The 18,918-nt window shown below is 56.1% G+C and carries 23 protein-coding genes; 13 read left to right on the forward strand and 10 right to left on the reverse strand.

Features of this window, described 5'->3' with window-relative positions; all coding sequences use genetic code 11:
- The first annotated feature begins 1 nt into the window (after position 1).
- Together mgtE and ACSQ3H_RS15135 are read left to right on the forward strand one after the other, a co-directional pair.
- Positions 2-1,411 carry a magnesium transporter gene (gene mgtE / locus ACSQ3H_RS15130; protein ID WP_436117803.1) on the forward strand — a complete coding sequence of 470 codons (1,410 nt, stop codon included), beginning with the start codon at positions 2-4 and terminating at the stop codon, positions 1,409-1,411.
- A gap of 117 nt (positions 1,412-1,528) precedes the next feature.
- Positions 1,529-1,915, forward strand: a complete 387-nt coding sequence (locus ACSQ3H_RS15135) for a MerR family transcriptional regulator (RefSeq protein ID WP_112529338.1) — start codon at positions 1,529-1,531, stop codon at positions 1,913-1,915.
- A gap of 3 nt (positions 1,916-1,918) precedes the next feature.
- Here the strand turns inward: ACSQ3H_RS15135 and ACSQ3H_RS15140 are convergent, their stop codons facing one another.
- Positions 1,919-2,890 (reverse strand): heparan-alpha-glucosaminide N-acetyltransferase, encoded by a 972-nt coding sequence (locus tag ACSQ3H_RS15140; protein ID WP_436117804.1) that lies wholly within the window; start codon positions 2,888-2,890, stop codon positions 1,919-1,921.
- 144 nt (positions 2,891-3,034) lie between these two features.
- On the opposite strand from ACSQ3H_RS15140, the gene ACSQ3H_RS15145 reads away from it, so the two are divergent.
- Positions 3,035-4,306, forward strand: coding sequence for an MFS transporter (locus ACSQ3H_RS15145; RefSeq protein ID WP_436117805.1), 1,272 nt, complete (start codon positions 3,035-3,037; stop codon positions 4,304-4,306).
- On the opposite strand, the gene ACSQ3H_RS15150 is transcribed toward ACSQ3H_RS15145, so the two are convergent.
- A complete protein-coding gene (locus ACSQ3H_RS15150; RefSeq protein WP_436117806.1) occupies positions 4,301-5,020 on the reverse strand; it encodes a DUF599 domain-containing protein in 720 nt (239 codons plus the stop codon). The two genes, ACSQ3H_RS15145 and ACSQ3H_RS15150, sit on opposite strands and share 6 nt — an antisense overlap.
- Before the next feature lie 221 nt (positions 5,021-5,241).
- Here ACSQ3H_RS15150 and ACSQ3H_RS15155 point away from each other — a divergent pair, with 221 nt between their 5' ends.
- Together ACSQ3H_RS15155 and ACSQ3H_RS15160 are read left to right on the forward strand one after the other, a co-directional pair.
- Complete coding sequence (locus ACSQ3H_RS15155) at positions 5,242-6,642, forward strand: L-serine ammonia-lyase (RefSeq protein ID WP_436117807.1); 1,401 nt, start codon at positions 5,242-5,244, stop codon at positions 6,640-6,642.
- Between the two features lie 214 nt (positions 6,643-6,856).
- On the forward strand, positions 6,857-7,294 hold the full coding sequence (locus tag ACSQ3H_RS15160; protein WP_436117808.1) for a DUF1489 family protein: 438 nt from the start codon (positions 6,857-6,859) through the stop codon (positions 7,292-7,294).
- 3 nt (positions 7,295-7,297) lie between these two features.
- Here the strand turns inward: ACSQ3H_RS15160 and ACSQ3H_RS15165 are convergent, their stop codons facing one another.
- Both ACSQ3H_RS15165 and ACSQ3H_RS15170 read right to left on the reverse strand, forming a co-directional pair.
- Positions 7,298-7,567: a hypothetical protein gene (locus tag ACSQ3H_RS15165; protein WP_436117809.1), complete on the reverse strand. Its 270-nt coding sequence runs from the start codon at positions 7,565-7,567 to the stop codon at positions 7,298-7,300.
- 50 nt (positions 7,568-7,617) lie between these two features.
- Positions 7,618-8,949 (reverse strand): SPOR domain-containing protein, encoded by a 1,332-nt coding sequence (locus ACSQ3H_RS15170; RefSeq protein ID WP_436117810.1) that lies wholly within the window; start codon positions 8,947-8,949, stop codon positions 7,618-7,620.
- A 288-nt stretch (positions 8,950-9,237) separates the two neighbouring features.
- Here ACSQ3H_RS15170 and ACSQ3H_RS15175 point away from each other — a divergent pair, with 288 nt between their 5' ends.
- From ACSQ3H_RS15175 to ACSQ3H_RS15195, 5 genes are all read left to right on the forward strand, one after another.
- Entirely contained in the window at positions 9,238-9,570 is a 333-nt protein-coding gene (locus tag ACSQ3H_RS15175) for a phasin family protein (RefSeq protein WP_436117811.1), read from the forward strand.
- Between the two features lie 197 nt (positions 9,571-9,767).
- On the forward strand, positions 9,768-10,121 hold the full coding sequence (clpS, locus tag ACSQ3H_RS15180) for an ATP-dependent Clp protease adapter ClpS (RefSeq protein WP_436117812.1): 354 nt from the start codon (positions 9,768-9,770) through the stop codon (positions 10,119-10,121).
- Positions 10,122-10,127: 6 nt separating this feature from the next.
- On the forward strand, positions 10,128-12,596 hold the full coding sequence (gene clpA, locus ACSQ3H_RS15185) for an ATP-dependent Clp protease ATP-binding subunit ClpA (RefSeq protein WP_436117813.1): 2,469 nt from the start codon (positions 10,128-10,130) through the stop codon (positions 12,594-12,596).
- A 66-nt stretch (positions 12,597-12,662) separates the two neighbouring features.
- The gene (locus ACSQ3H_RS15190; RefSeq protein ID WP_436117814.1) at positions 12,663-13,421 is read left to right on the forward strand and encodes an AzlC family ABC transporter permease; all 759 of its coding nucleotides are present in this window, start codon (positions 12,663-12,665) and stop codon (positions 13,419-13,421) included.
- Positions 13,418-13,774 carry an AzlD domain-containing protein gene (locus ACSQ3H_RS15195; RefSeq protein WP_436117815.1) on the forward strand — a complete coding sequence of 119 codons (357 nt, stop codon included), beginning with the start codon at positions 13,418-13,420 and terminating at the stop codon, positions 13,772-13,774. Before ACSQ3H_RS15190 ends, ACSQ3H_RS15195 begins: the two co-directional genes overlap by 4 nt.
- A 1-nt stretch (position 13,775) precedes the next feature.
- Here the strand turns inward: ACSQ3H_RS15195 and ACSQ3H_RS15200 are convergent, their stop codons facing one another.
- From ACSQ3H_RS15200 to ACSQ3H_RS15225, 6 genes are read right to left on the reverse strand one after another with little or no spacing between them, the layout of a single operon-like run.
- Positions 13,776-14,207: an HIT family protein gene (locus ACSQ3H_RS15200; protein ID WP_436117816.1), complete on the reverse strand. Its 432-nt coding sequence runs from the start codon at positions 14,205-14,207 to the stop codon at positions 13,776-13,778.
- A gap of 15 nt (positions 14,208-14,222) precedes the next feature.
- The gene (locus tag ACSQ3H_RS15205; protein WP_436117817.1) at positions 14,223-15,407 is read right to left on the reverse strand and encodes a GNAT family N-acetyltransferase; all 1,185 of its coding nucleotides are present in this window, start codon (positions 15,405-15,407) and stop codon (positions 14,223-14,225) included.
- A 33-nt stretch (positions 15,408-15,440) separates the two neighbouring features.
- Positions 15,441-15,710: a type II toxin-antitoxin system RelE family toxin gene (locus tag ACSQ3H_RS15210; protein ID WP_436117818.1), complete on the reverse strand. Its 270-nt coding sequence runs from the start codon at positions 15,708-15,710 to the stop codon at positions 15,441-15,443.
- On the reverse strand, positions 15,694-15,921 hold the full coding sequence (gene relB / locus ACSQ3H_RS15215) for a type II toxin-antitoxin system RelB family antitoxin (protein WP_436117819.1): 228 nt from the start codon (positions 15,919-15,921) through the stop codon (positions 15,694-15,696). The genes ACSQ3H_RS15210 and relB overlap by 17 nt, the downstream gene beginning before the upstream one ends.
- Positions 15,922-15,974: 53 nt before the next feature.
- Positions 15,975-16,694, reverse strand: coding sequence for a glycerophosphodiester phosphodiesterase (locus ACSQ3H_RS15220; RefSeq protein ID WP_436117820.1), 720 nt, complete (start codon positions 16,692-16,694; stop codon positions 15,975-15,977).
- Positions 16,695-16,696: 2 nt separating this feature from the next.
- Positions 16,697-17,161, reverse strand: a complete 465-nt coding sequence (locus ACSQ3H_RS15225) for a RidA family protein (RefSeq protein ID WP_436117821.1) — start codon at positions 17,159-17,161, stop codon at positions 16,697-16,699.
- 118 nt (positions 17,162-17,279) lie between these two features.
- On the opposite strand from ACSQ3H_RS15225, the gene ACSQ3H_RS15230 reads away from it, so the two are divergent.
- The 3 genes from ACSQ3H_RS15230 to ACSQ3H_RS15240 all read left to right on the forward strand — a co-directional run bounded on the left by ACSQ3H_RS15230 (position 17,280) and on the right by ACSQ3H_RS15240 (position 18,866).
- On the forward strand, positions 17,280-18,101 hold the full coding sequence (locus ACSQ3H_RS15230; RefSeq protein WP_436117822.1) for a cell envelope integrity EipB family protein: 822 nt from the start codon (positions 17,280-17,282) through the stop codon (positions 18,099-18,101).
- Positions 18,102-18,207: 106 nt separating this feature from the next.
- On the forward strand, positions 18,208-18,462 hold the full coding sequence (locus tag ACSQ3H_RS15235) for a type II toxin-antitoxin system VapB family antitoxin (protein ID WP_436117823.1): 255 nt from the start codon (positions 18,208-18,210) through the stop codon (positions 18,460-18,462).
- Positions 18,462-18,866: a type II toxin-antitoxin system VapC family toxin gene (locus tag ACSQ3H_RS15240; RefSeq protein ID WP_436117824.1), complete on the forward strand. Its 405-nt coding sequence runs from the start codon at positions 18,462-18,464 to the stop codon at positions 18,864-18,866. Before ACSQ3H_RS15235 ends, ACSQ3H_RS15240 begins: the two co-directional genes overlap by 1 nt.
- Positions 18,867-18,918: the final 52 nt, after the last annotated feature.

The following is an 18,918-nucleotide window of genomic DNA, read 5'->3' on the forward strand; positions in this document are numbered from 1 at the left end:
GATGGAAACAGAAACTCTCCCGGAATCCGCACCTGAAGAGCAGGATGCCGACATTTATGGCGAAGACGGCGCTGTCCGGACTTCCTATCTAGCGCGTGTCGGCGCTGCCATCGCGGACCGGGATGTTCTGTTTCTGCGATCGCACGTCGGCAAGCTGCACCAATCCGAGCTTGGCCACGTCCTCGAAGCCCTGCAACCCGACCAGCGTAGAGCCCTTGTCGAACTGCTCGGCGATGAGTTCGACTTCGCTGCACTGACCGAGGTCGATGAGGCGGTTCGCCTTGAAATTGTCGATGCGATGCCGAACCGGCAGATTGCCGAGGCGGTTCAGGAACTGGATTCCGACGATGCGGTCTACATTCTCGAAGATCTCGAGCAGGAAGACCGCGACGAGATTCTGGCGCAACTGCCTTTTACCGAACGGGTACGGCTACGCCGTTCCCTTGGCTATCCGGAAGAAACTGCCGGACGCCGCATGCAAACGGAATTTGTTGCGGTGCCGCCATTCTGGACTGTCGGCCAGACCATCGACTACATGCGCGACAACGACGATCTACCGGAATCCTTTTCGCAAATATTCGTCATCGATCCGATGTTCCGGCTTTTGGGGGCTATCGACCTTGATCGCATCCTGCGTACGCGGCGCGACATCAAAATCGAAGAGATCATGCATGAAACACGGCATGCGATCCCCGCGACCATGGATCAGGAAGAAGCCGCGCAGATCTTTGAGCAATACGATCTGTTGTCGGCGGCTGTCGTGGATGAAAACGACCGGCTTGTCGGTGTCCTGACCATCGAGAACATCGTCGATGTCATTCAGGAAGAGGCCGAGGAAGACATCATGCGCCTCGGTGGTGTCGGCGATGAAGAGTTGTCCGACTCGGTTCTGTCCACGTCACGCTCACGCACGCCCTGGCTGGTAATCAACCTGTTCACCGCTATTCTCTCGGCGTCCGTTATCGGTCTTTTCGACGGAACGATCCAGCAGATGGTGGCCCTGGCGGTACTGATGCCGATCGTTGCATCCATGGGCGGCAACGCCGGTACACAGACGATGACCGTCACTGTTCGAGCGCTGGCGACACGGGACATGGATATTTACAATGCCGGCCGCATCATCCGCCGCGAGGCTTCCGTTGGGCTTATCAATGGTGTCATTTTCGCGATCATGATCGGCGTCGTTGCAGGTCTGTGGTTTGAGAACGTCAATCTTGGCGGCATTATCGCTACGGCGATGATCATAAACATGCTTGCAGCTGCACTTGGTGGTATTCTGATTCCCTTGTTGCTGCATCGTTTTGGTGCTGACCCGGCCATAGCGTCGGCGGTGTTCGTTACCACGGTGACCGATGTCGTTGGTTTTTCTTCGTTTCTCGGTCTGGCAACATGGTGGTTCGGCTTTAAATAGCAGCCATTTATTGCGGTTATGCACTTAAGTTCACAACCGGATACAATCGTGCAATTGACTTTTACGTAATTGCGTGGGCAAAATATTCAACCGATACAAGGAGGGGCTGTGTCTGCGATGCGCGAATATTACACTATTACTGAATTGACACGGGAGTTTGGCGTGTCGACGCGCACATTGCGGTTCTATGAGGATGAGGATCTGATCCATCCGGTCAGACGTGGACGGACCCGGCTGTTCCGGCCTTCCGACCGCCATTTGCTCAAGCAGATTCTTCGCGGCAAGCGGCTTGGTTTCTCGATTGCCGAGATTCAGGAAATCATCCAGATGTACAAGGAGCCGCCCGGGGAAATGGGGCAGTTGCATCTGATGATGAAGCGCGTTGAGGAGAAGCGCGCGGAACTGCGCCAGAAGCGCCGCGACATCGAGGAAACACTGGCTGAACTCGATCAGGTCGAGGAAGGCTGTATCGAGCGTCTGGCAGAGTTGGGCGTCAATACGTAAACGTCACTGCGGCGTGCTTTCCCGCGTGCAGATGCCAGCGATCTGCTGCATCTGCGGATCGCTCTGATCGCGCTTTCCTGCAAACATCTCATCGAAGATCCCTTGCGCTTCGCTCTGCCCGATAACGCAATCGCAGAACTTTTCGCAAAAAGCCTTGCCATTGTCGTTCTGGCAGCTCTGCACGCAGGCCTTGCCGAAGACCTCATGCGGTGTCGCAACGGCCGGTGGAAACAGGTGTGAAATCACAAAGACGCAAGCGATGATCACAGGCTGGTGGATCAGGTAGAAGGCGAGACTATGCCTGCCGATAAAGCGCAGGCCGCGATCGAGCCAGGATGGAGCGATATTTCCGGCAAACAATTTGAGCGCACCGAAATATTGCATGGTCTTGGCGATGGCCATGCCTGCAAGCACTGCGCCGAACCAAGGGAAGATCGGGACGTAATCGTTTGATCGTACGATGATCTCCGAAAGCCCGAGCGGCCAGAACATCGGCGCATCGAATGTCGGCGAGACGTAATAATGCGGGAGGGCAATAACTGCCGCCGCAGCGGCAGTGATAACCAACGCTGGTAATCGCAGGAAAAATAGCCCCAAGATGCTGGCTACCGCGATCTGGTGCAGAATTCCAAAAAACACGAAGCTTTCGGGCGTGACGTACCAGGTGACGAGCGTGATTGCCAAAGCAGCCGCGATTATCTGGGCGAGGCGAATGCCAAAGGAACGCCAGCGAATTTCGCGCCCGTGTGCCAGGACAAGGCTGAAGCCGACAAGGACCAGGAAGGTCGAGGCGATGACGCGGGCGTACAGTTTCCATGCGCCGTGCCCGGTTGTGCCTGGTTCGAGATAGCCGAAAAACTCGAAATCCCAGCCCGTGTGATAGGTCGCCATGGCGATAAGGGCGATGCCGCGCAGCACGTCCAGCTTGCCGAGACGCGTCTTGAAGGGTGCATTTAAAGTCTCGGCTTGATTCATTTGTCGAAAACTCGATCGTTGCGGCAATTGCCGCAAGCTAGGTGAGTTGGGCTGCAAAATCCATCGTCTTTGGCGGGCAAGCAACGGAAGATTTTTCGTACATATTCAAAGGTTTCTGCGAAACGGACATATTATGTCGCTTGATTGACTGCTATCGCTGGTCGCGCGGTCGAAACTCCCGGCGACGCTCGAATCAATGCCCCCAAAGTCATCCCAGTGATCAATCAGGTTCGCCATCCTATCTGGATCACCACGGCCAAGCGCCCAACGGCGCGGGTCTTCGCGATCCTCTTTGGCATCGAATCGATGGCCCGGGCGATTATCACCAGCGTGGTGCCGATCCAGACCTACGACCTTGTTCAAAGCGAGCGCGGCGTCAGTATCCTTTACACCTGCATGTCGTTGCTCGGGCTGATCTCGACACTGTCGATCCCGTTGCTCATCGTTCGCATTCCGCGGCGCTGGGTCTACACGGCTGGAGCTGCGTCCCTGATGCTGGGATGCTGCGCCTTTGCGCTCGATACATTGCCGGGGCAGGCGGCTGGGCTATTCCTGCGCACCTTCGGCTCAGGAACGCTGTCTATCACGCTCAGCCTCTACATCATGGATCATATCAAGAGGGGTGAATTGGTCCGCGCCGAGTCCGTGCGGATGGCGACGGCGACGCTTGCCTGGACCGCCGGGCCGTTCCTCGGGGTTTTTCTGTACACTCGCGTCGGAATGATTGCGCCGTTCCTGTTGTCGATAGGCTTTTCGCTGCTGCTGCTCACGCTGTTCTGGTATTTCCGTCTCAGCGACAATCCGGCGCTGCAGAAGGGCCCGAGCCGCCCGGCAAATCCTATCGCCAATGTGCGCCGCTTCGTCGTGCAGCCGAGATTGCGACTGGCCTGGCTGATTGCCTTTTCGCGCTCGTGCTACTGGAGCACGTTTTTCGTCTATGGACCGATTCTGATGGTGGCGACCGGTCAGGGCAATCTTGCCGGCGGTCTTCTGGTTTCGCTCGGCAATCTGTTTTTGCTCGGCTCCATCCTTTGGGGCAAGGTCGGCATGGCAAAAGGCCTGACCCGCACGATTTCCGGTGTGTTCGTATTGCTTGCCGTGGCACTAATAGGAGCGGGCATTGCCGGCGAAAGCTTTCCGATGCTGGCAGCGATCATGCTGCTCTTCGGGGCCTTTTTCTGCGTGGCTATCGACACGCTTGGATCAACGACATTCATTCGCGCGGTTCATCCGCATGAACGGGCGCAGATGACGGCGGTCTACCGGACCTATCTCGATTTTTCCGAGATATTACCGGCGTTTTTCTACTCGATCATCCTGACGTTTTTCCATCTCGGCTCGATCTTCATCGCACTCGCGATGCTGATGATATTCACTGCGGTCTTCGTCTGGCGTTACCTGCCGCGCGGCCTATAGGCCGGGGTTTACGCTGTTCTGCATCAGGACTTCTCGCGCCCTGGAAAAGAACTGGCGTCTTAGCAGCACTATGGCAACGAGTGTCGTCGTGATCATGAACAGCAACGGATGCAGGAACCATCCGAGATATCCGATGGAAAAGAAGATCCCGCGCAACCCGCTGTTGAAATGCTCGCCGGCCTGAATGTTGATCCCCGCCGCGCGATTGATCCCCGCAATCACAACCGGATCGTCCGGGCCCTTGTCGCGAGCCATCGGCACACTGCCGATCAGGATCGAGCAGTAGTTGAAAAGACGATATGACCAGGCAAATTTGAAGAACGCATAGGCGAAGAGAACGAGAAGTCCGAGGATCTTCGTTTCGAACAATTGCTGCGTTGTGTCTCCCAGGAACGGCAGGTCATGGAACAGCGTCAGAACGCGGCCGGACGAATTCAACAGGCCGAAACAGCCGCCGATCGCCAGAATGGACGTTGAAGCAAAAAAGCCGGTACCCTGCTGCAGACCGATCATGATGCTTGTGTCGATCATGCGCAATTCGCGGGTCGACATTGTCGCCATCCATTGACGCCGCGCCTGGTTCATCTCGTAGGTCAGCGATTTTCTCCCCGCAAACCCATTTGCGGTGGTATGGGAATAGAGCGCCCAGACGATGAAGAAATAGACCAGCGCAAGTATGTCGAGCCAATAGGATGTATTTGAGGCAGCTTCCATTTGGTCTCTCTGTGCAATGCAATAAACGGCGATTGCGAATGTACGTGAATTTGACCCGTTGGCAAATCTCGCGGCACTTGCGTCTACAGCCTTTTTCTTTGACTTTTGCGCTGGCGGATCTATGTCGTAGAAACGCAAGGCGAAGTCGGTGCCGGGCTGCGGCAAATGTCGCCTACGGGCCATTATAAGCCGCAAGTGTTTCGCCCGGAAAAGGTGGTTGAATGTTTCTGTCGGTTTTCGACCTTTATAAAATCGGCATTGGTCCTTCGAGTTCCCATACGATGGGCCCGATGACCGCCGGCAGCCTGTTCCTTGAAGAGCTCAAGAGCGGGCAATGGCCGCGTCCGACCGGCGTCAAGGTGGACCGGCTGCGCGTGCATCTGCATGGTTCGCTGGCTTTCACCGGCATTGGACACGCGACTGATCGCGCTGTCATTCTCGGCCTTTGCGGCCTGTTGCCTGCCACCGTTGATCCAAACGAAATGGATGCACTGCTCGAGACCGTGAAGCAGACCAAACGCATTTCACCCGAAGGCCATCCATCCTATCGCTTCGATCCCGCGACCGATCTCATCATGGATCGGCGCACGCCACTTCCCGGTCACGCCAACGGCATGGCCTTCGAAGCCTATGACGTCGATGACCGGCTGCTGCTGCGCCGGATTTTCTATTCGGTTGGCGGTGGTTTCGTCGTGACCGAGGAAGAGCTCGAGGCGGCGAAGACCCGCACGGCGCCGAAGCCTGAACATCCGGTGCCTTTCCCATTCAAGAATGCCGCTCAGATGATGAGCATGGCCAAGGAAAGCGGCCTTTCCATTGCCGAAATGAAACGCAGCAATGAAGAAGTCTTCATGAGCCGCGATGAGCTGAATGCGGGTCTCGACCGTATCTGGGCGGCGATGCGCTCCTGTATCGATCGCGGTCTGGAGCAGGAAGGCATCATGCCTGGCGGCCTCAAGGTCAAGCGGCGCGCGCGCTATCTGCATGATCGCCTGCAGGAGGAATGGCGGCAGAATCGCATCAATCCGCTGCTCGCCAATGACTGGCTCTCGGTCTATGCGATGGCTGTCAATGAGGAGAACGCAGCGGGCGGGCGCGTGGTGACAGCGCCAACCAATGGTGCCGCGGGCGTCGTTCCTGCCGTGCTGCGCTACTATCTGCATTTCCACGACGATGCCGACGAGAACGGCATTCGCGACTTCCTGCTGACATCGGCGGCTATCGGCGGGGTGATCAAGACCAATGCTTCGATCTCGGGCGCCGAAGTCGGTTGCCAGGGCGAAGTGGGTTCCGCATCCGCCATGGCCGCCGCCGGACTGGCTGCAGTGCTTGGCGGAACGCCCGAGCAGATCGAAAATGCTGCTGAGATCGCCCTGGAGCATCATCTCGGCATGACCTGCGACCCCGTTGCCGGTCTGGTGCAAGTGCCCTGCATCGAGCGCAATGCGCTTGGCGCGGTGAAGGCGGTTACGGCCGCGTCGCTTGCAGTCAAGGGCGATGGCACGCATTTCGTTCCGCTCGATGCGTGTATCGAAACCATGCGGCAGACTGGCGTCGACATGAACGAACGCTACAAGGAAACCAGCCTTGGCGGGTTGGCCGTGAATGTTGTGGAATGTTGAGAGACCACCGAGAATTTACCCTGATGGGCATCTGATGCGATTTTCTCAGCTTCCGGTGCTCACGGACCAATAAGTCCGCTGCGCTCCGGTCCTCGAAAATCACACCAGCTGACTCATCAGGCTGAATTCTCAAAAGTCCTCTGGCGTATGCTCGGGTTGTGGAGAAGCCGCCATTATGGTTGACGCCACAACCTGAAAGCGTAAATGCTTAGCTATGGCTCTCAATCTCGTAAAACTCTGTGTCGGATGCAGCGCGATCGAAGAACTCGCGGCGTGGATCGATTTCAGGCTCGATGAGCGCAGGCGGGCAGGGCTGTCCGCCGAACAGTTCCACACAACCCGCATGGTGCCCAAACGCGTCGAGGAACTGCTCGACGGCGGATCGCTTTATTGGGTGATCAAAGGCAATGTCCAATGCCGTCAGCGATTGACGGATATCAGGACCTTCACCGACGATGAAGGCATTTCACGCTGCCATCTCGTGCTCGACCCACGCATCATCCCGACGGAATGGCAGCCACGCAGGGCATTTCAGGGCTGGCGCTATCTGACCAGCGAAGACGCGCCATTCGATGAAGGGCACGGCAAGATCGGACGGGCAAAACTGCCGCCGGAACTTCGCAACGAGCTGGCCGCTCTGGGTCTTCTCTAAGTTTCAGGAAACCCGCAGTCTTACCGCTGATATGCCGTTGCGGCTGTAAGAACGTAAGCGCAGGCGCACATGCGGCATGGCGGCGCGCCGCGTGCGCGCGGCCTGGCAAAGCAGCACATTCACCAGATCCATGGTCTTGAAGGCCGAATTGCCCCGGCTCAGGTCAGCAATCTTCATGGCAGCCTGTTGCAGCGCCTGCATGCCGCCGAAAAATGGCTTGGTTTCTCTGGCTGTCAGGCCAGCCGGGCTATGTATTTCTGTGGTACTGGACATTCGCAAAACCCTTTACGCTATACAAATCGGGGTCTTTCGGATCGCGTGCCCTACGATTGCGGAGCAATGGCAAAGCAGTTGAATTTCTGGCGTTTCAGTGCGGTACATGCATCGTTGGCTGCCTTGGCGGAAGAGATGCCGGCAAAGCGGGCGCGGTGATAGGTGGTCGAACCCTTCTGGAACTTTTCCGTATAGGGCGAGAGCGCGGCGATCGGACCGCCAACCTGCGCTGCAGCTTTGGATAGCATTGCCTTGGCTTCCTCAGAGCTGCCAACGGAAGCGATCTGCACCATCCAGCCGTTGGCAGGCGCGGACGCGGTCGTTACGGGATCAACCTCATCCACATCGCCTTCGCCAATTTCAGCTTTCGGAGATGGTTCTGGAACCGCCAAAATCCGGGCTGCGGGGGAGGTGGCCGGTGACGGCTCCGCATAGGCCGTTACGACCTCGGCAGGCTGTTCGGCCACTGCCTGTTCACGCTGAGCAGGTATTGGTGCCTCGTCGCTTGCTGGCAGTTCGAGAGCCGCGACCTCGACCTTGCTGTTCTTGCGCGAAGCAATCAGATTGCCGCCGTCGCGGCGCGATGCCTCTGGAAGATATCGGGCGATGAGACTGGCCATCTGCGCATCGCGCGCTGGTGTGCTGGACCCGCCCATAACAACTGCGACGAGCTTCTTTCCGTCAGTGCTGACCGATGACACCAGGTTGAAGCCGGAAGCGCGGGTGTAGCCGGTCTTGATGCCATCCACACCCTGAATCTTGCCGAGCAGGCGATTGTGGCCAACGATGCGGCGGCCGCGATAGCTGAAGCTGCGGGTGGAGAAGTAGCCGTAATACTGTGGAAAATGCTCACGAAGAGCAACGCCCAGCAACGCGAGGTCGCGCGCAGATGAATGTTGCTGCGGGTCCGGCAGGCCGTTTGCATTGCGGAACTGCGTATTGCGCATGCCGAGCTGACGCGCCTTGTTGGTCATCATCACCGCAAAGCGCTGCTCCGAGCCGCCCAGAAACTCGGCGATTGCCGTTGCCGAGTCGTTCGCCGACTTGGTGATCAGGGAAAGAATCGCAGCTTCGGCGCTGATCGTCTGCCCGGGCTGAAAGCCAACTTTCGTTGGCGGCTGTCCTGCCGCATAGGCAGAGACGGGAATTGGCGTGGATTTGGAAACCTTGCCGGATGCCATAGCGTCGAACAGCATATAGATCGTCATCATTTTCGTCAGAGATGCCGGATAGCGCTGTGCATCGGCATTGGACGAATAGAGTGTCTTGCCCGTATTGGCATCGACAACGATGGCTGCTTCTTTCGAGGCTGCGGCTGCCAAAGGCGCTTCAGCAATATTTAACCCGGCGCCTAATGCCAGAGCCAGGAATGCATAAGCCATTTTTTGTAAGTAGTTGGAACCTTGGCGGGCCTTATAATGCACAATCAACACCTGCTCGAATATGCGCGTAGAGACTTTCCTGATGACCCTGATGCATCAGAACGATTTCGTGGACTTTAGTCGAACCAGCGTTACCAAACTGTTTATGGTAACCGGGCCGTTCATCTTTTCCGGGACATTTGGGCTAAATTTTAGATATATATTGCAATGCAGTATAAATTTGACTTCTTGTGCAGTGCACCCTAAATCAGGAGCAGCCGGGAAATTCAACATTTGGAAGGATCCATCATGGCTACTCCGTTCGAAACCCTGAATAAATCCAGCAAGGAATTCGCCAACAGTGCGATGAAGAGTGTTTCTGCTCTCACCCAAGGTTTGCAGACGATCGCCAATGAAGCGGCGGACTACTCGAAGCAGTCATTCGAAGAAGGTACCAAACTGATCGAAAAGCTTGCCTCCACGAAATCGCCGGAGCAGGCATTCGAGACTCACAGCGTCTTTTCGAAGAAGGCCTATGAAGCCTTCATTGCCCAGGCGACGAAATTTGGCGAACTCTACGCCGATCTCGCCAAGGAAGCCTATAAGCCCTACGAGGCAGCCGTGGCGAAGGTTACGAAGTAAATATAATCTGCTTCGCGATTATGAAAACAGCCCGGTTGCAACGCGCAACCGGGCTTTTTTTATTCCTGCAGGGTAATTCGGCCTTTGCAACTGCAACTTGATATTGCAAGCTTCAGGAGAGGGCTTAAAATCAAGCCATAGCGACCTACATAGAATGCATAGAGCTACACACTATGAGAATGCGGGTATCGGAAGAGATGAAGCGGTTTTCACCCATGATGCAGGATGAGGACAAGGGAAACAGCAACGGCCCCGGCCGGGGAACGGCTGTCATAACCCGGACCAAACCCAAACTGAAAAAGCCCAGTCTTTATCGCGTGTTGCTTCTCAATGACGATTACACTCCCATGGAATTCGTCATTCACGTCCTGGAACGGTTTTTCCAGAAGAACAGAGAAGATGCTACACGCATCATGCTCCATGTGCATAATCATGGGGTCGGAGAATGTGGTGTCTTTACCTATGAGGTCGCGGAGTCCAAGATGACCCAAGTCATGGACTATGCGCGGCAAAACCAACATCCGCTGCAATGCGTGATGGAGAAAAAGTGAGGTTTCATGCCATCTTTCTCACCTAGTCTGGAGCGCGCCCTGCATCAGGCGCTGACAATTGCCAACGAGCATCATCACGAGTATGCGACGCTGGAGCATCTGCTCCTCGCGCTGATCGATGATCAGGATGCAAGCAGTGTCATGCGCGCGTGCAATGTCGACCTCGCTCAATTGACGCGCACAGTGACCGATTACGTCGATCACGAACTGGACAACCTTGTCACCGGTTACGACGAGGATTCGAAGCCGACTGCGGCGTTCCAGCGCGTCATCCAGCGTGCGGTCATCCACGTCCAGTCCTCCAACCGCGAAGAAGTGACCGGGGCCAATGTTCTCGTCGCTATTTTTGCCGAGCGGGAAAGCCATGCGGCCTTCTTCCTGCAGGAACAACAGATGACCCGTTACGACGCGGTCAATTATATCTCGCATGGAATTTCGAAGCGCCCTGGTGCTTCCGAGCCGCGGACGCCGCTTGGAGCCGAGAGCCCCAACGAAGACAATCACGCTGCTGAGTCGGAAGAGGGCACAACCAAGAAGAAGCAGGACGCCTTGTCGGCCTACTGCATCAATCTCAATGATCGCGCCAAGGCCGGCAAGATCGATCCACTTATCGGCCGGGATCAGGAGATCAACCGGACGATCCAGATTCTTTGCCGCCGTTCGAAGAACAATCCGCTCTACGTGGGCGATCCAGGCGTTGGCAAGACGGCAATTGCCGAAGGTCTCGCCAAGCGGATCGTTGAAGGCAAGGTTCCGAGCGTTCTCAGCGATGCGACCGTGTTCTCGCTGGACATGGGCACGTTGCTCGCCGGAACACGCTATCGCGGCGATTTCGAAGAACGCCTGAAGCAGGTCATCAAGGAACTGGAAGAATTTCCGGGTGCGATCCTGTTCATCGACGAAATCCACACGATCATCGGCGCCGGAGCCACTTCCGGTGGTGCAATGGATGCATCCAATCTGCTCAAGCCAGCGCTTTCGACGGGTGCCATTCGTTGCATTGGTTCAACGACTTACAAGGAATTCCGCCAGTTCTTCGAGAAGGACAGGGCGCTCGTTCGCCGGTTCCAGAAGATCGATGTCAATGAACCCTCGATCCCCGATGCTATCGAGATCATGAAGGGGCTGCGGCCGTATTTCGAAGACTTCCACAAGGTCAAGTACACCGTGGAAGCGATCAAGTCGGCTGTGGAACTGTCGGCGCGTTACATCAATGACCGCAAGCTGCCGGACAAGGCGATCGATGTCATCGACGAGACCGGCGCCAGCCAGATGCTGTTGCCGGAAGCGAAACGCAAGAAGTCGATCGGCGTAAAGGAAATCGAAGCAACGATCGCTACGATGGCCCGCATCCCGCCGAAGACTGTTTCGAAAGACGACGAAGCCGTACTCTCCAATCTAGAGGCAGAACTGAAGCGCGTCGTCTACGGTCAGGACCTGGCTATCGAAGCGCTGTCATCGTCGATCAAGCTGGCACGTGCCGGCTTGCGCGAGCCGGAAAAGCCGATCGGTTCTTACCTTTTCTCCGGTCCGACCGGCGTGGGCAAGACCGAAGTCGCCAAACAGTTGGCACTGTCGCTCGGTGTGGAACTCCTGCGTTTTGACATGTCAGAATATATGGAGCGTCACACGGTTTCGCGTCTGCTCGGCGCGCCTCCCGGTTATGTCGGCTTCGATCAGGGCGGTCTTTTGACCGATGGCGTCGATCAGCATCCGCATTGCGTGCTGCTGCTCGATGAAATCGAAAAGGCACACCCGGATCTGTTCAATATCCTTTTGCAGGTGATGGATCATGGCAAGCTGACGGATCACAACGGCAAGCAGATCGATTTCCGCAATGTGATTTTGATCATGACGACCAATGCCGGTGCTTCGGATGCGGCAAGAGCGGCAATCGGATTCGGTTCGTCACGCCGTGAAGGCGATGACATGGAAGCGATCAACCGTCTGTTCACACCGGAGTTCCGCAACCGTCTCGACGCGATTATTCCGTTCGGCGCGCTGCCGATTCCGGTTATCCATCAGGTGGTGCAGAAGTTCGTCATTCAGCTCGAGGCACAGCTTGCCGACCGCGGTGTGACATTCGACCTGCAGCCGGAAGCCATCGCCTGGCTGGCTGAAAAGGGCTATGACGACCGCATGGGTGCCCGGCCTCTCGGTCGCGTCATTCAGGAGCATATCAAGAAGCCGCTGGCGGATGAGGTGCTGTTTGGCAGGCTGAAGAAGGGCGGTACCGTCCGCGTTTCGGTTGCCGAGAAGCCCGATGGTTCGAAAGGTCTCGTTCTCGATTACATCGCCGATGAAGTGGTGGTGAAGCCGAAGAAGGAAATACCGGTCGAGAAGAAGCCTTTGGCGAAGAAGAAGCCTGCACCGAAGAAGCCGCTTGAAAAAGCGGGGGCCGATGCCTCGGTCAGTGCGAGCATCGCTCCGCTGTCGCGCAAGGCTTCCGTGCCGAAAGTACCGCGGAAGAAATAGTCAAAAAGGCCACCTTCGGGTGGCCTTTTTCTTGATGGCGTCCGCTCTTCCGTTTATCGCTGGGGCATGGCTGATTCCGGATTGCCCTCCCAAGAGACGAATGCTGAAAACATGAGAACCCGATTGTCGTGGTTCTTGTCGGGCGCATCTTTGATCACAAGTATTCCTGCGCTGATCCTGATGACAGCGCATGTGGGCTTTGCCGGCTTCGCCAGTGAAAACGGCGTGACCTTGATGCAGGCGACGTTCATGGTCGCCATTATCTGGGCTCTTCCAGCCAACATAGTCTTGATCGGTGCAATTGCGGGCGGATACTCGTTGTTTGGCGCAGCGATTGCCGTCGGTCTGTCCTCAATTCGTCTGATGCCGATGGTGGCAGCGTTCGTGCCGGAAATGCGCGGACCCAAGACACGCAAGATCACACTGGTTTTTCTCTCCCACTTTATCGCCGTCACCGCTTGGGTTATGGGTATGGAACGGCTCAAGCATGTTCCGCGCGCTATGCGGACCAGCTATTTCGCTGGGCTGGGCATTACTTTGACGTTGACAAACACGCTGGTGGTGGCTGTCGTTTATGTACTTTCGACCGACTTTCCACCCCTGGTTTTCGCTGCGTTGTTCTTCTTGACGCCAATGTATTTTTTGACCTCGCTGTGGGGTTCGGCGCGGGATCGATCCATCCATGTCGCGATGGTTTCGGGGCTGCTGCTGTTCCCCATCATCCATTCCATTGCACCAGCCTATGATCTGCTGCTGACTGGCGTTGCAGGCGGCATCGTGACCATGGCCTATGTGCATCTGGCAAAGAGAGGCACTGCCTCATGACCTGGCAGAGCCTGACAGATTGGTGGTGGCCTTATCTGTTCATCCTGCTAGCTGGCTGGCTGCCGACAGATATCTGGCGGTTCATCGGTGTATTGATTGGTGGTCGCGTCCGCGAAGATTCCGAAGCGCTGGTTGCGGTGCGTGCCGTCGCCACAGCGCTTGTCGCAGGGGTCATCGCCCAGTTGATCCTCTACCCGAGCGGATCGCTGGCGGAATCGTCCGTCTACCTTCGAATAGGCGCCGCCGCAGCCGGTTTCGTGGCCTATCTCACCCTCGGCAGGCGCGTGATTGTGAGCGTGATCGCCGGTGAAATTGTCCTGATCGCCGGACTGCAATTGTCGATCCTACAATGACTTACAGTGTCGCCAGCGCCTGCCTGATTTTATCGGCGTTGGCTGCAAGGACGTTTTGATCTTCCATCTGGCCGGTGTGTGGCTTGAGCGCGACGCCATCAAAACGTGGAATGACGTGGAAATGCAGGTGGAAAACCGTCTGCCCGGCGGCCGGTTCGTTGAACTGAATTACCGTAACGCCATCGGCATCAAAGGCCGCTTTAACGCCGCGAGCCAGCTTTTGCGTGGTTGCAATTACAGCATTGAGGTTGGCCAGATCGACATCCAGGATATTCCGGAAAGGAGCCTTGGTTATCGCCAGGCAATGACCTTTTCCTTGTGGCATCACATCCATGAAAGCATAGGTTTCCGCATCTTCGTAGAGCTTGTGCGACGGGATTTCCCCGCGCAGGATCTTCGCGAATATATTGTTTGCGTCGTAGGGAGCGGTCATGGTGTACCTCGGTTACTACTGGTCCGATTTCTTGAAGGGGGCGTGCTCGTTGAGGACGTGGCTCATCAAAGCGACATCCTCGCGCTCACGCTGCAGAAAATCATCGATAGCGCGTCGCAATCCTTCATGGGCGAGATAATGCACTGAATGCGTTGTCACAGGCAGATATCCGCGCGCGAGCTTGTGCTCGCCCTGTGCGCCTGCCTCGACAACATGAAGTTTTCGTTCGATGGCGAAGTCGATCGCCTGATGATAGCAGACCTCGAAATGCAGGAAGCGGTGATCTTCGATGCACCCCCAATGCCTGCCGAAGAGGCGGTCCGATCCGATGAAATTGATCGCGCCAGCAATGTAACGCCCGTCACGCCGTGCCATCACCAGCATGATATCATCAGGCATACGCTCGCCGATCAGTGCATAGAACGTGCGGTTGAGATAAGGGCGGCCCCATTTGCGGCTGCCGGTGTCCATATAGAACGCGAAAAATGTGTCCCAGACTTGCTTGGTGAGTTGACTGCCGGTCAGTCGGTCGATGCTGATGTCATCGGCGAGCGCTTCGCGGCGTTCCTTTTTCAGCGCTTTACGTTTTCGCGAGGCGAGCGTCTCAAGGAAATCATCATAGCTGGCGTAGCCCTCATTGAAGAAATGAAACTGCTGGTCGATGCGATGCAGGAACCCGGCATCAGTAAAGGCTGGCAGATCGTCATCGTTGACGAAGGTCGAATGCGCCGATGAAACGCCGGTCTGGGTGGTCAGTTGCCGCAGACCATTGGCGAGAGCAGTGCGAACCGCACCGCCATCCCAATCGCGACGAACCAGCAGGCGCGGGCCGGTCGCCGGGGTGAAGGGGATGCTTGCCTGCAATTTCGGATAGTAGCGTCCGCCCGCGCGCTCGAACGCATCGGCCCAGCCATGATCGAAGACATATTCGCCTTGGCTGTGACTTTTCAAATAGCAGGGGACGGCACCGATCAGCGTGCCGCAGTCGTCTTCCAGACGCAGAAACTGCGGCAGCCAGCCGGCTTTGCGCGCGACGCAACCGGAATCTTCAAGTGCAGACAGGAAAGCATGCGAGAGAAACGGGTTGTAATCGGGCGCATCGCGCGAAGTTCCACAAAGGCCCGACCATTCCGCTTGAGTGAACGCACCAATGCCATCGCAGACACGCAAGGTGAAATCGCCTCGATCAAGGTTTGTCATTTTTGAAATTGGCTTCCTGACTCCGGACAGTTTTTAGCGATAGACCTCGCGCCGGTGGCCGATTTCCACAATCAACACTACAAGCCGATGATCCTGCAGGTCACATAGGATACGATAGTCGCCAATGCGATACCGCCAGTAATTTCCAAGCTCTGAACCTTGAAGCGCCTTTCCAGTTTGACGGGGATCGTCCAGATTGGCAATTCGTTGATCCAAGAACTTCCGAATTCGCCCTCGCGTTTGTGAATCAAGACTTTTAAGTGATTTTTGAACCGACCGAGTGTACTCAATCGTCCAGGCCACGCCAGAATTCCTCTGCGCTTAGAACCTGATCTTCACCGCGATTCAATCGCAGCGTGGCTTGTTCCGCCAGATACAAATCTTCGAGATCGTCCAAATATTCTTCGATAGCTTGACGCATATAGAATGTGGCGGTGCGTCCGGTCTTTGCAGCCAGCGCCTGAAGACGTTCATAGGTCTCGTCTGGAAGCCTTATGGCTGTCTGCTTGCTCATGGGAAATCCCGTTGGTTTACGTGTATACCATATAGAGAAAACTTGCTCCGATCTCAAGCTGTGCGCGGATCAAACCCCTCAAAAGTGATTTGATCGACAATGGCATCGCTGATGGCTTTCTCAGCTAAATTTCTTACCGTCCAGGAGATGACCGGCAGGTCCAGGGTTCCGCGAACGAAGTCAACGAAACGGTTTTCCAGATGATGGACGTTGTAGGAGACGAAATCGATGTCGTAGGCCAGCATGGAGAAATGCGCTTCAAGATTTTCATCGCGAAGACCCTCAGCGGTCAGACCAGCAGGAATGCCCGGTGCATCCTTGCCGAAGAGACGGATCAGATGATGATCGAAGGACATGATCGCAGCCTGACCCTCATACCCGGCGAGGTCATTGGCAACCGCCTTGACCAAACCATCGTCGCGCCCGGGTATTCCCTTCAGTTCAATTACTATCGGTACGCGTCCACCAATCAACCTCAAGGATTCAGCCAGAGTCGGCACGTGATCGTTAGTACCGCCGACACGAAGCTTGGCAGCCTGTTCGGCTGTCAGTTCGTCGATATTGCCCTGGCTCCCGGTCACGCGGTCGAGCGTCCCATCGTGGAACACAATGGCTTTGCCGTCAGCGGAGAGATGCACATCGCATTCGATGGCAAAGCCCGCGCTTGCCGCTGCGTCAAATGCCGACAAAGTGTTCTCCCAGTGCTTCTTGTTCATATCGTGCAGACCGCGATGCGCAATCGGCACGTTTTTCAACCAGTCAACAGAAGGCATGTTCAACGAAGCTCGATAATGGCTTCAACTTCGACCGGCGCGTTCAATGGCAGGGCGGCAGTGCCCACAGCCGAGCGCGCGTGACGGCCGGCATCACCCAACACGGCGACGAGCAGATCCGAGGCGCCGTTGGCGACGAGATGCTGTTCGATGAAATCAGGCTTCGATGCGACGAACACGGTAATCTTCACGATCCGCATGATCCGTCCCAGATCGCCCAGCGCTGCTTTCGCCTGTGCCAATATATTGATCGCGCAGGCCTTTGCCGCTTCCTGGCCCTGTGCGACATTTAGATCGGCACCCAAAAGTCCGATGTGAATGAGCTTTCCGCCAGCCAGCGGCAACTGCCCTGACGTTAGAAGCAGGGAGCCAGTCTGGGCGAAGGGAACGTAATTGGCTGCCGGTGCCGCTGCGACAGGCAGCGTAATGCCAAGCTCCTGCAGGCGTGTTTCGATGGTGCTGGTCATGGGATAATTTCCTTATGTTTCGGAATCGCAAGGGATTGTGAAAGAAGTTGCGATTTTTGCCTCGCTTCCGCCAAGAGTTATTTTAATATGCACGTTCAAATATTGGAGAATCTTGTCAATGCGCGTTTTACCTGTCCTCGTTTTCAGTCTCGGTGCCTTGGGTCTGACCGGCTCATCCCTGGCTTTTGCGGCTGGAACCGCGACTCTCGTTCCGCATCGCGCTATTTACGATCTCAAGTTGGATAGTGCTCAGGACAGCAGCGGCATTACAGGTCTGACGGGCCGGATGGTCTATGAATTCAATGGCTCGGACTGCGAGGGCTATACGACGAATTTCCGCTTTGTCACCCGCGTTGACATGGAGGAACAGCCTCAACGGGTGACTGACCAGCAGACAACGACATTCGAGTCGGGCAACGGCGACAAGTTCCGCTTCGTCAACAAGACATTCGTCGACCAGAGCCTGACCAAGGAAGTGCGCGGCGACGCTGCCCTGCTCAAGGACAAGACGGAAATTTCGCTGACGAAGCCGGAGGCAACAAAGGAAGACCTCGAGTTGTCGCAGTTTCCAACGCGGCACATGCAGGAGTTGATCTCCAGGGCGTTGGCCGGAGAGGTCTTCTATCAGACAAAGCTGTTCGACGGATCGGAGGATGCCGACAAGGTCATGGCGACGACGGTAGTGATCGGCAAATCTGCGGTTTCCGATGACGACGAGACAAAGAATATGGGCCCGCTGGCGAAGGAAACCACCTGGCCGGTTTCAATCGCTTATTTCGACGAGAACGAGAAGACTGAGGGTCTGCCGAGTTACCGGATCAATTTCAAGATGTACCGCAACGGCGTGACACGTGATCTGAAAATGGACTACGGCGACTTCTCCATGACAGGAAAGCTCGTCAATCTGCAGCTGTTCGACGCGCCGAAGTGCACGAAATGACCAAACAGCGCTCTTGGGACGAGGACGAAATTGCTTTCTGCGAAGGCTTTCCTTGTCGTCGGCAAAATGGTAGAAAGTTCCTGATTAGGAACCTAGGGACATGCCCATGGCGCTGAGTATCAAAGACCCTGTCACCGAACAATTAGCGCGGGACCTTGCCGAAAGAACCGGTGAGAATATCACTACGGCGACGCGACGCGCCCTTGAGGAACGATTAAGGCGTGTTTCGGGACAGACCCGCAAGGCAGCGCTTCTGGACGATTTGGCCGCTATCCGGCGGCGTTGGAGCAGGATGCCGTCGAGCGATCAGCGCACCGCCGAAGAAATTCTGGACTATGACGAACATGGCTTGCCACGCTGATGGTAATCGATACGTCGGCAATCGTCGCGATCGCGCTCAATGAATCCGAGGCTGCGTCATTCGAACAGCAGATAGCCAATGATGCCGTTCGCCTGATTTCAGCCGCGACGGTACTTGAAACGACGATGGTGATCGAAACGCGGCTCGGGGAAGAAGGTGGGCGGGAGCTTGATCTTTGGCTTTACAAAGCGGGTGTCGACATCGTCACTGTTGATACCGATCAAATGGACGCAGCGCGGCATGCTTGGCGACGATACGGCAAAGGTCGTCATCCAGCCGGACTGAACTATGGTGATTGTTTCTCGTATGCGCTTGCGATCACCCGGCAGGAACCCTTGCTCTTCAAGGGGGATGACTTCAGCAAGACTGACATCATTGACATCGTTAAGAGCGATGAAGTTTAGGTCACATTGCGGACTAATTTGATGAATGGGTTCGCGATGATAGGCTTTTATC

Source organism: Phyllobacterium sp. LjRoot231, assembly GCF_964253365.1.
GTDB lineage: Bacteria > Pseudomonadota > Alphaproteobacteria > Rhizobiales > Rhizobiaceae > Phyllobacterium.